This is a genomic window from Pseudobdellovibrionaceae bacterium, assembly GCA_020635075.1.
GTDB lineage: Bacteria > Bdellovibrionota > Bdellovibrionia > Bdellovibrionales > UBA1609 > JADZEO01.
This window is the reverse complement of sequence record JACKAM010000001.1, coordinates 1,000,492-1,011,713: the sequence shown is the minus strand read 5'-3', so window position 1 is coordinate 1,011,713 and position 11,222 is coordinate 1,000,492. Positions and strand designations below refer to the sequence as shown.

10 protein-coding genes are annotated in these 11,222 nt (G+C 51.3%); 5 read left to right on the top strand and 5 right to left on the bottom strand.

The genetic code is table 11. From position 1 onward, the window contains the following. On the bottom strand, positions 1-630 hold the full coding sequence (locus H6624_04355) for a PilZ domain-containing protein (GenBank protein ID MCB9083548.1): 630 nt from the start codon (positions 628-630) through the stop codon (positions 1-3). 182 nt (positions 631-812) lie between these two features. Between H6624_04355 and H6624_04350 the strand changes: the two genes are divergently transcribed. After that, a complete protein-coding gene (locus tag H6624_04350; GenBank protein ID MCB9083547.1) occupies positions 813-1,790 on the top strand; it encodes an isoaspartyl peptidase/L-asparaginase in 978 nt (325 codons plus the stop codon). Positions 1,791-1,800: 10 nt separating this feature from the next. Here H6624_04350 and H6624_04345 read toward each other — a convergent pair whose 3' ends face one another. Continuing rightward, complete coding sequence (locus H6624_04345) at positions 1,801-2,283, bottom strand: GNAT family N-acetyltransferase (protein MCB9083546.1); 483 nt, start codon at positions 2,281-2,283, stop codon at positions 1,801-1,803. An 82-nt stretch (positions 2,284-2,365) separates the two neighbouring features. Continuing rightward, positions 2,366-3,799, bottom strand: coding sequence for a hypothetical protein (locus tag H6624_04340; protein ID MCB9083545.1), 1,434 nt, complete (start codon positions 3,797-3,799; stop codon positions 2,366-2,368). A gap of 590 nt (positions 3,800-4,389) precedes the next feature. Here H6624_04340 and H6624_04335 point away from each other — a divergent pair. The 3 genes from H6624_04335 to H6624_04325 all read left to right on the top strand — a co-directional run bounded on the left by H6624_04335 (position 4,390) and on the right by H6624_04325 (position 7,509). Then, a complete protein-coding gene (locus H6624_04335; protein MCB9083544.1) occupies positions 4,390-5,970 on the top strand; it encodes a hypothetical protein in 1,581 nt (526 codons plus the stop codon). A gap of 100 nt (positions 5,971-6,070) precedes the next feature. Next, positions 6,071-6,472, top strand: coding sequence for a hypothetical protein (locus H6624_04330; protein MCB9083543.1), 402 nt, complete (start codon positions 6,071-6,073; stop codon positions 6,470-6,472). Between the two features lie 443 nt (positions 6,473-6,915). Further along, positions 6,916-7,509, top strand: coding sequence for a hypothetical protein (locus tag H6624_04325; protein ID MCB9083542.1), 594 nt, complete (start codon positions 6,916-6,918; stop codon positions 7,507-7,509). 37 nt (positions 7,510-7,546) lie between these two features. Here the strand turns inward: H6624_04325 and H6624_04320 are convergent, their stop codons facing one another. Continuing rightward, positions 7,547-9,130 (bottom strand): serine/threonine protein kinase, encoded by a 1,584-nt coding sequence (locus H6624_04320; protein MCB9083541.1) that lies wholly within the window; start codon positions 9,128-9,130, stop codon positions 7,547-7,549. A 149-nt stretch (positions 9,131-9,279) separates the two neighbouring features. Between H6624_04320 and H6624_04315 the strand changes: the two genes are divergently transcribed. Beyond that, on the top strand, positions 9,280-9,684 hold the full coding sequence (locus H6624_04315; GenBank protein ID MCB9083540.1) for a response regulator: 405 nt from the start codon (positions 9,280-9,282) through the stop codon (positions 9,682-9,684). Here H6624_04315 and H6624_04310 read toward each other — a convergent pair. Then, positions 9,622-11,205, bottom strand: a complete 1,584-nt coding sequence (locus H6624_04310) for a hypothetical protein (GenBank protein ID MCB9083539.1) — start codon at positions 11,203-11,205, stop codon at positions 9,622-9,624. The two genes, H6624_04315 and H6624_04310, sit on opposite strands and share 63 nt — an antisense overlap. Positions 11,206-11,222 lie beyond the last annotated feature (17 nt).

The window sequence follows — 11,222 nt, the reverse complement described above, 5'->3', positions numbered from 1 at the left end:
TTACCCTAATAACCACTTGCGCAGGAGCTCCTCCCGCGGATTTTCTCGAATGATCAAGGTTGTGTGCTCGCCTTTTCCAGTCCGCTCACAGAGCACATCGATATGCTCATCGCCACGCCAGAGCTCCATGCGGAAGAGCTCTCCCGACCAGTCGGGAACAGCCTCCTGCAACTGCACTCCGTCGAGTGACACATCAAGAGTGTTGGTTTTGAAGACCTGCCCGGAGGTGCCCTCGATTTTTACCTTAAATGACTTGTGAAAGCGAGTGGAGGAACGGCGGTCTTCGGTATCCATGTCCTCAATCATTAAGCTTCCGGTACCCACGGCACCCTCTTCCTCTGTGTTTGGTAGCTGTCCAACGCGGATAAAAGTCACGGTCTTGGTGACTTCCTCGTCTGGTCCCATGCCGGGAAGGGGCGGGGCCTCCTCCTTTGAACCTTGTTCGATTTCTGAAAACTCCAAAAGGGGCTTCCAGGATTTTTCTCCGGTCTTCCAGGCCAGCCAGTGATTGCGATTCTTGGGGGCAATGGACCTTACGATTAAAACCACATCGTGCAATTGAAGGCCATCGATTTGATGATCTTCCATTTGATCATAGAGGCTCCAAAAACTTTGGCGAGGGGAACTCATAGGTGAAAATCCTCTGGTCTTGATAAGTGGCAATCAATTGATTCTTAATTATAGAAACAGCAGAGTAAAAAACCAAGATCCTGTAGGCTTGAGGCTTTGCGTTAGGCCCTGGATTTGAAGCTTTAGGATGGACAATAGCTGGCCAAAAGAACTAGTTTTTCCAGTCTAAGGTGGAGCTGAGCATGGATGAGAGATTGTCAGAGATCTATTTGCGCACTGGAAGTCGTGAGCTCGGTAACTTGGTTCAGAGACCATTGACCTTGATTCACGGTGGAGCCGGCCCGGGGGACCCTAAGGGTGAGCGCATTCAAGAGGCCCGAACAGCACTGCAAACGATCATCTCGGAGTTGCAGCATAAAACTCAACCTCCCGCTGAGTTGGGTTGGCTGTCGCACCCCGCCCGGCAGGTGGATTGCCCAGCGACCAGAATGGCTTTAAATGTAGCCGTGGCTATGGAAAGGCACCCAAGTTTTAATGCCGGAATTGGTAGCGTGTTACAGGAAGACGGCAAGGCCCGTTTGAGTGCCAGTTTTATGGAGAGCCAATATCGACAGTTTACAGCTGTGATGAACGGGCAGGATTATCCCTTCGCCTCCCTGCTGGCCTTTGCTTTACAGGGGGAGAAGCACGGCATCCGTGATGCGGATGGTGTTGAAGACCTGATCCGCCAGTGGGATTTACCAAGATTTGAGATGGTCACGGCGACCCGTAGTGCTCGCTGGATCAAGCAGATGATGGAGAATCCGCGTCGGACGGGCTCCCACGGCACCATAGGATGTGTGAGTCTGGATGGGAAAAAACATTTGGCCAGTGTCACCAGTACCGGTGGGGTTGGTTATGAGCCTCGAGGCCGAGTTGGGGACACACCAACCATTGCCGGGAACTATACCAGCCGACGGGCGGCGGTCAGTTGTACCGGGAGGGGAGAGCAAATCATCGATTTGGCCTTGGCTGTTCGGGTGGCCACCCGGGTGGATGAAGGCCAAGGGCTTTCTGAAGCCTTGGGAGACATTCTTAAAGAAGGGCTTGAACGGGAAATGAGTCTGGCAGCAATTGCCGTGGCCTGGGACGATGATGGCCTAGCTCACTGGGCCTTGGGTTCAACGGCACCGACATTCATCTGGGGTCGTATAGAAGACAATTCAACCGAGTGTTTTTGAGTCAAGCCCGTTAATCCATCGGTGGAACGTCGAGAGTCATGAGCCGATGGGGGCCGATATTGGGGACATCGAAGAGATCACTCTGATAGGTGAAACCCATTTTCTCGTAGAAAGGGAAGGCCTTTTCTCGGGCGTGACACCACAGGAGCTCACAGTTTTTCATTTGCAGGTAGGAGACGGCGGTGTCCAACAGCTTTCGTGCTATTCCTTGCTTTTGCATTTCCGGAAGGGTGCCCATCTGTCGGAGTCGGTAGGGGTTTTTGCCTGAGTAGGCAATGTTCTCATTAATCTCGGGATAAAAAGATGCGACGCCGGTGAGTTTGCCTTCAACAAAGGCCCCCAGGTGAAAGGATCCCGACATGTTGTCGTTACTGAATCGACATTCCTCGACGGACAGGTGGGGCAGTAGCACTTTTTGGCGAAAGGCCCAGGTGTCCTGGGAGGGAATGGTCTCGATGAGAATCTTTTCCTGGGGTTCGGGAGAGCTGGCCATAGACCGACTATACCAAAAAGCCTTTATGAGGGCATTGCACACTCAACTAAAGGCATTTTGGCAGTCATTTCTGGCTTTTGGACTAGTATTCGATTCCAGGAAAGAAGTTCTTTCGGTTAGATACGGTGGACTGATCGTAGCAAGAATCATAGGTGGCGTCAGTCCCTGCGCAAATGCCAGTTCCGTTTTGGAAGCTATAGACGAGATCGTCGATATCGTATTTGTCATTACAGGGGCCATAAATACCCACGCAGCTGGGGTCACCTTCACTTATTCCGTAACGATCGGGCGCTACCGTCACACCCGCCGAGGAAATGTAGGCCAGGTAATCAGCATAGGCGTCCCACTCACGGATGTAGACGCGAATGCGATTGCGCACTTCAAAGGCTTTGTCCAGACACTTGAAATCATAAGAGTCGGATGTGGTCCAGCCTCTCATGTCAGACCCACTGCGGTCATCAAGAGGGTCAATCATATATGGCTTGGAAGAAGCCCATGCGGACCCATTCTCAAAATCTGTATGATCGTGAACGCCGGCGAGCGTGCTGTAGTGATTAGCGATAGTCAGGGTGTCATAGCCCTTTGGCTCCTCGATGAGCTTAGCCAGATTGAAGGTGGTGTTAAGACCTTCGCCAAAGACATAACTGATGAGATTCAGCGGCCAGCCGTCGTTACTCTTGTCCGTCCACGCATTGGTGCGGACAGGGCCACCCAGGCAGCTTGTAAAACTGCCTCCCCATTTGCCATCAATGGAGGTGCTGGACGCCGAGAATGCCCCACCGCTGTCCTCGCGCCATATTGTCAGACTCATTGTGTAGTCACCAAAGCAGCAGTTGGCTCCTCCTGTTTGCTGTTGATCGTAGACACAGCTCACTGCGGCGTTCTGTGGGTCGAAATTGAGTTCTCTGAAGTTAAGTTGGGCATTGTCAATACTACAGCCCGCACCATCCGGGGATCCATTAGGTCCAGTTGAGCTATTGGCTGTGTTGGCAACGCCATCCACCGTACAGTTGTGGCCGACCAGGCTCCCAGTGGTCGAGTAGGCGACTTCGTAGTTAACCGTAGAGGGACCAATTCCTGGCTCCTGGTTATAGAAGAAGTAGGGAGTCCGAGTGAGATAGGTACACATATCGGGAGGTACGTTGTAATGCATTTGTAGTTGGTGGAAGTAAAGATCCCCTTCGTTCATCTCAATAACGCAATCCAAGGTCTGGTCGGTTGCCGCCGCGTCGATCTTACATTCATCGGCAAATCCGGTGGTGGCATGCATGTGATAAGGATATTTAGCAGTGTCATAGACGCGAATCCAAAAGTTGTCGTTGTCGACTTCGCCCACCGGTGGGTTGGTGCCGCCGCCATCATCATCGTCGTCGTCATCGCCTGAGGAGGCGGAATCAGAAGTTCCTTCCGAGCCGCAACCGGAGGTGAATACGGCCGCTGACAAAACCATGCTGCTTACAATCAAGAACTGCAGCAAAATGGACCATCTCAGCCAATAACGAATAAACGCCACCATAAGAAATCTCCCCACAAAACAAATCCAAGTTCTCTATGAATTATCGGAATCTAAAGCGAGACATTAGAGTAAGTGACAGAAAAATCTGTGGATTTCCAATTAGTTGTATCGAATTGAGAGAGTCAGTGGATTAACCTAAGACAGTTTTAAAGATTCAGCCTTACCTGAACTCAAGAGCCTCGACCTAGGGCGGAGGTGACGGCCAAGAAGGTCACTTTGTCCAAAGGCTGACAGCCGAATTCAAAGGGTTCTCCCAGGAAGCCATCTTAAGGTGTTGAAAACATGGGGTTCACCCGTGAGAGCCTGGGACCTTCGTCTGGACTGTCATTTGCTTAAGGAGACAGCAACGGATTCTCTCTTAAAAAAGAGATCTTGGTTCACCCCATTCGCTTTGTGGCCTCCTTGCGGGGGCCATTTTTTTTGCCTTAGTCTAGTGAGGGACCCATCTAAGGTTGGGTATGTCTTCTCACCAAGGTCGAGAACAATCGCTGAAACCCCCTCGCTGAGTAATTTCTCGACTGATGACGGGTCCCGTTTTGGTTAAGAAAACTGTCTATACATACGATAATATCCCGTAGGAAGGAATGCTTATGGGTAAGATGTCGTTGGCAATTCGCACATTGATGATGCTGCTTCTTGCAACCAATTTGTGGTCCTGTGGGTCTACGAGTGGTGAAGGAGTGGACGAGGATTCCAATCTTGTCTCTGAAATCGACGAAGCCACTTCTGATATCTCAGAAGAAGAAGGCGGTGACGAAGAGAGCCTTCTCAGTGAGAGCGATGAAGAAGGTGGGGCTGAAGAAGAATTCGCCTCTGAGTACGAGGAAGGCGAAGAAGGAGAACAAGCCGCCGTCGAAGAAGGTGGTGATGAAGAGGCGGGCGATGAAATGGCCGCTGGAGACGAGGAAGGTGAATTCGAAGACGAAGAGTTTGCTGATGAAGACTTCGAAGATGAAGACTTTGCCGAAGAGGGTGAAGAGGTCGCCGGAGGAGATGAAGAGGGGTTCGACGAATTCGAAGACTTTGAAGAGGGTGAAGAAGGCGCTGACCGTGAAGTGGCACAGGAAGAAGGGGGAGAACCCACGCTTGAAGCCCTGGATGGATCTTCGGAAGATGCCTTTAATGAGCCTGCTGCTGAAGGCGGAGACATCGCTGCTGCCGATGTGGGAGCGGAGGAAGTTGGAGCCGAGGGGGAATACCCTGATGCCCAGGTGGAAAACCCGGACGAGCTAGCTGCCGCTCCGATGGAAGTGGCTGCCGCAGACGAAGGGTATGCGGATGAAGCTCCCGCCCAATCGTGGATTCCCGTCAAGAAAATTAAGGACGCTCCATTTTATCGCAATGGACGCCTATTGAACACCGTCTACATATTTCGCCAGGACACCGATCTATCCAGTGTGAGCCAGAAGATTTTTGGCGAAGACCGCACGGCCACTCTGTTGGAGGATAACCCTCACCTGGCCAGTGGTGCTGACCCAGGGGACAAACTCTATTACAACTCCCCTAATCGTCCAAATGACTCTGGCTCAATGAAAGTGGCCTATGAGGACGTGGGACAGGCCGCCCAGGAATATGTGACTCAGGTGGGTGATAACATCCGTTCGTTTTCAGCCTCCTTACTTGGCTTTCCTGATGCGTGGAAAGAAGTTTGGGCAACCAACGGCGAAGTGGAATCAAAATCTGAAGTGGCCGAAGGGATGTCACTTCGTTATTGGAAAGATGATTTAGGCTCTCTGAATACCAAATTGGCCGCCAATGATGCGCCACCTGAGTTGGATAGCGCCATGTCGGGCGTCGCCAATGACTTTAACAATGATATGCCCGGAGCCGGCGCTCCGCCGCCACCTCCTCCCGGACCTGATTTTGAGGCAGGCCTACAGGATATGGCATCGAGCGGTACCACAACGGGGGCTCCGCCTCCGCCACCACCTCCCGTTCCAGGCGGAGATATGGCACCGCCACCTCCTTCCCCACAACCTATTGCGGGAGCGCCTACCATTCCTGGTGATGCGGCAACGAGTGCAGATGGTGCCGGCGGTATTGGTGGACTTGGCGGCGATAGCTCAACCCTCATATACGTGGCATTGGGATTGTTGGCTGCAGTGGCCTTGTTTATTAAGAAGAAGAAGTCGGCACGGGCACCAAGTGTGTTTGAAGCCACTCAGGTTTAATTGATTCTGTTTTGATAGGTAATTGATGGAGAAGTTCTCGCCCAATCGTGACCCCGCGATTGGGTTTTTTTCTTCAAAGAGACCGCGCAGGGAGAAAATCATGTCAATAGGTGACCTACACGGAGACGATTCAAGCCTATCCCGAAGTCCAGAAGTTAGACGGGGAGGGTGGTTGACGGCATTCCTAATATTGATGTTCATCGCCAATCCTCTGACTGCAATTAGTTACTTTCTGTTTCCTGGAGCCATTGTGTCGGCACTCCCCAAAGCCACAGAGGGCCTCATCATGGGCCTTGGAGTGATGGCCGTCCTTAACACTGTCTTTGCAGCGGGCATTTGGATGTGGAAAAAATGGGGGGTGTATGGGTTTTATGCCAGTGCCGTGGTGGCCCTGATTGTAAACGTCTATATTGGCCTGAGTGTGTTTCAATCCCTATTGGGGCTATTGGGGCCAGTGATTGTGTATCTGCTGACCAAGGGGCGCTGGCAGCGTTTTGAGTGAGGCTCTAAAGCGATCCGCAAGTCCCTTTGCCAAAGAAATCCGTCCTATCTCCGACCTTTCCCGTAAATCCTCACGCGCCTTACGGCCGCAGGCGCGTCTTCGGGGCGCATCAGCTGTGCTGCTGCACCTCGGATACGCCCTTGCGCGACGGCGGAGGATTCGGATTCACGGAAAAGGCTCGGCTACAGGACGGACTACTTGAAAAGGGATTCTTGCTCCTTGTGGATAGAGGCCGGAAGCCAGGGGATGTCCATATTGATCTCCAGAGGTCGACAAGTGAATAGATTCTAAGTGGGCCTCTCGATCATCGGCGCTCCTTTGATGACCAGGTCTGGGAGCTAGGTGGAAGCGAAAGGGCCCCTTTGCCTCAGTATAAATGCAGGCTGGATGAGGTTTGGCGCGGGACTTGGGTCTGGAGGTAGTTTGATCTGATAAGATATATTATGTTACATTTAATATATGTCCTGGGAAGTCTTCTAGGATTTTGGCAGAATGAACATATGAATGTTTACCCTAGGAATTTTCGCATCATTATCGTTTTATCCGTCCTCATGCTACTCAGCCTTTCTCCCTATTCGGCCTCGGCTGGCGAAAGTGTCGAGTGCGAAATCACGCGCGACCGTTGTTTGGTGCGGGTTTGTCGGGAGATTAAGGTCGATTGCGGTGAAAATCTGATTGGCTACTTGAGCAACGGTTCTGACGATAAATTTGTGCCTGAATCCATTGTTTTCCTCTATCGAGATCGCATAAAAAACACCTATGTAGAATCCTCGCCCTTAAGGGTACCTGAAGATCAGGATGTCCGACCCGCCATTGCTACGCTGGTGGGATACAATCAGTTCATGTTCAAGCAGGCTGATGTGAAGCAGCGATTTGACCCCAGTGAAATCGGTATTGTCAAACGGGCGACAATCGATAAAGACAAGCTGTTGCCTTTGTTGTTTAAAGACCAGCGAGGGGATTCGCAGATGTACCCACCCGCCCCGACTGGCTCTCCTGCGCAAAATCCTCCGAGCAAGTCGACTGGCCAACAGTAAGGGAAAAACCTTGGCGGATGTTTGCTAATTAGGTCTCTTATTGGTTACGAAAATCGATGAAGACATCTTCTTCGAAGGGTTTGACTTGGAGATTTCGCACCGGAAACCCCTTTGATTCAAGGCTGATTTTTGCCGTCTTAGCATTGGAAACCCTCACCAGGGCTGGCGTTCGCAAACGCAAGAGCTTTCCATTTTGATAAATTCGCGCTCCAGTCGGTCGCGTGCGGATCTGTACCGTAAATGGTTTGTCTGGATATTTAAGACCGAGGTTCTGTTCGTCCGCAATGATGCTCGCCACGTCACGGGTTTCCGTACTCAACCCCAATGCCTGCCTCATTGTAACCCACGCCCCCTTCATAAACTCACCATAGCTTTTGTTGGCCGCCCTGGACCACATGAGTGACAAGACCAGAAGTGCGGCTCCAAGCTTCCAGGAGTAAGACATAGCCTGTTTGAGCTCATAGTGCCGCCACATTCCTCGATTTCGCTTCTTCTTTTCTGTGATCGCTTGGCGGGCCTTTTTGAATCTTTCGACCGCTTCCTCGGTGTTTTTATGGGGAGATTCCTTTTCAACTAAAACTCCCATGCGATCAACCATATCCGCATACTGATCAAAGGTCTTTTGGTATTTTTTTTCAGACACTTCGATGTCGGTTAGATAACTCGCCAGTTTATGATCTCTTTCCTTCATTTCATTTTCGAACTCATGGCGATAAATACGCCTGAATTCGCTGGGCGAAAAGTCCGGGAAGTTCTTATTGAGGTACCGGTTAAGATCGTCATGTAGTTCTCCGGCCGTCTGATAACGATCCTCGGCTTGACCAGCCACCGCTCGCTGGACAATTCGATCCAGCTCATCTGACATTCCAGGAACAAATTGTTTTAGACTGGTGTAATCCGGGTTGTTGAGCCAGCTGACAATCTGTGCGTCTTGCAGGTCCTGGTAGAACCGCCTTCCTGACAGCATCTCCCACAGGACAACGCCAAGGGAGAAAATGTCGGTTCGATGATCAACTGACTCGCCACTGGCGTGTTCAGGACTAATGTACTTGAGCTTACCCATAATCTGATCCGATTGGGTCTTGTCGCCCAACCCGGCTGAGCGAGCCAGACCGAAGTCGATAATTTTCACTTCCCCTTCGAAATTCACCATGATGTTCTGCGGTGAAATGTCCCGATGGGCAATCCCCAGTTCTTGCCCTGTCTCAGGGTTTTTACATGTCCTTGCATATTCCAGTCCCGCGGCCACGGCGCGAGCAATATAGATGGCATATTCCATTTTGATGATCGGCTTGCGGGTCATGTGGTGATGCATGAGTCGACTTAAGGGCAACCCGTTCACATAATCCATGGCCACATAAAAGATCTCATCGTCATGACCACACTCATAGAGAGAAACAATAGAGTTGTGCTTAAGCACATTGGCCAATGAGGCTTCTCTCTGAAGCATTTTTAATGCTCGAGGATTGGAAGACTGTTCGGCGGTGAGAATCTTGACGGCAAAAAAGTTAAAGAGCCCTGGGGCCATCTGGGTGTAACCCAAATAGACTTCCCCACTGCCTCCTGCTCCGAGGCGCTCTAAGAGCGTGTATTTTCCAAGTTTACGAAAACTCTTTGCCAAGGGCCCTCCCGTGACATTCAACCATCGGAAATTACTGAACTCGACTTAATGAAATCTCCGCGCACCAATTTGAGAATATGACTTTCGCCCTAAAACAACGGGCCCATTATGTCGATCCAAAGAAGTCACCACGAGAGGGGCTAGTACCAGTGTCAGATCCAAATCAGGACAAAGAGCCAGAAACCGTGCTTGTCGTCGATGACGAGGAGAATGTTCGTCAGGTTTTATCTTGGGCTCTTGGTGAAGCTGGTTATCGCGTCGTGTTTGCCGCCAATGGCGAAGAGGCCATTTCCCTTCTCATGGAAAACGAAGGAAAGATCGACTTTGTGGTGTCGGACGTGCAAATGCCAGTCAAAAATGGTGTCGAGGTCCTTAAGTTCATCTCCACCATGGAGAAAGCTCCCCAAGTGGTGATGATATCAGCCCATTCGGATCTCAACTACACCCAGGCTCGCGCCATGGGGGCGGCCAATCTTGTGGCAAAACCTTTTTCAATCGGTGTTCTCATCACCGCTCTCCGAGAGGCCGCTGCCAATAGCAAAAAAGTTTCCTAGAAGACCCTGGGGGTTCTGGTCATGCAAAAATGCCTGCCACCGAAAGGTCTTTGAGGACTCGCTTCCCCAAAGTTTCAAACAGCGCCCGGAGTCAATGGGCGATGCACCAATACTTGGTTTTTCGAGCTTGTAGTTTCGCGCCCAATTTGGAGTTGTACCTGAGCTGAAGTGCAGCTGCCTGACCTGCTTGGTTTCCTGAGCAAACTGCTTTCGATCCAAAATTGCCGACGTGGCGATCTCCACACTCTTGAGCCAGATCTTTTTCGTCTCCGCATCCATGTTCTTGGGACAAAGAATATGTTTGAGATTCGGGTCGTCTCGATTCCAAGGAGAAAATTGCGCTGAGGACGATGTGACATAAGGGACGATCTGCTCAATCTCCAGCGCCTTGTAATTGGGACTCGTCGCCTTGACGAAAGGGACTGTTCGGCCCTGCTTTTTGACGTAGTAAGCGCGGTTCATAATGACTCGTGCCACTGCCATGGGATAGCGAATCCCATTGCGGAAACATCCACGCATTTCCCCAAATATGGTTCGCGCAATGGCGTCAATGGCGAACATTTTTTCTCCAGTCACTGCCTGATCCTTGTAGCGAAACAGAGTCTTTCCTTTTTGATTTCGCCAGTGACTGCCCATGAAGTGATTGAAGGGGTTGGTATAGCCACTGGGATTAAGATTTCCAGACACACATTGCCCTACATAGTTTATGGCCTTCTTGGCCGCCTCATTTGGTTCGTGGATGACGACATCAAGCCCTTCTTTAATCTGCTTCCCTAAATCCTTTGATTTACAGTTACAGTCCGGCTTCGGCAAGGGTCGAGGGGCAACGTAGTCCACTTCTCCCACAGAGAGCTCACTTCGCGGCAAGGGATCGGCGCGCACATATTGGGCACTTAGCCAGCCCCTCTCACTTTTGGTTCCCCAGTCGGTCGGGTACTGAACATCGACCAGATAGAACAGCTGAGGCCTTTTTGCTCCAGTAACAGGGTCGGTCTCTTCAATGATTTTCCCATGGCGGATTTGCATTCGCGTTTGGGGGCCACCTTTTGGCCAAGCTACACAAGGCCTTTCGCCCTCCGGAACCGATGGACCGCAGTCCCTCCAGGTCTTGCCTGGTGCCGAAGTGATCGTCACTGGTTGCCCCTCTGGGACGTCCAGAAACACGTCAATCATTCTGGTTTCCGATGCGTCTTTGCGAATAACCTTCCCCTTGGTCTCAGCATAGAGCATTCCGTAGTCGTCGCTCTTGATCACCGCTCTGCCGCCTGACACGCCTTCGAAAGGAATCAAGTCGTCAGTCTCCAAAGTCGTGAGCGGTTCCCCTCCCTTGGGCTGAGTAAATACTTCTACTGGTTGGCTGGTCTGGTAGAAAAACGAGGGGAGCCGTTGGTCCCGCTCCTCAAGCTGCTTAATGAGATCTCCAATCGGGTCAGAAGGGGCGCCATGGGCCACGGGAAAGGGACCTGCAATTGTTGAGATCACCAGGTTCAAAGCCCCTAGGAGACAATTCCTTCTTAGCATTCCTGGCCATCTAAATT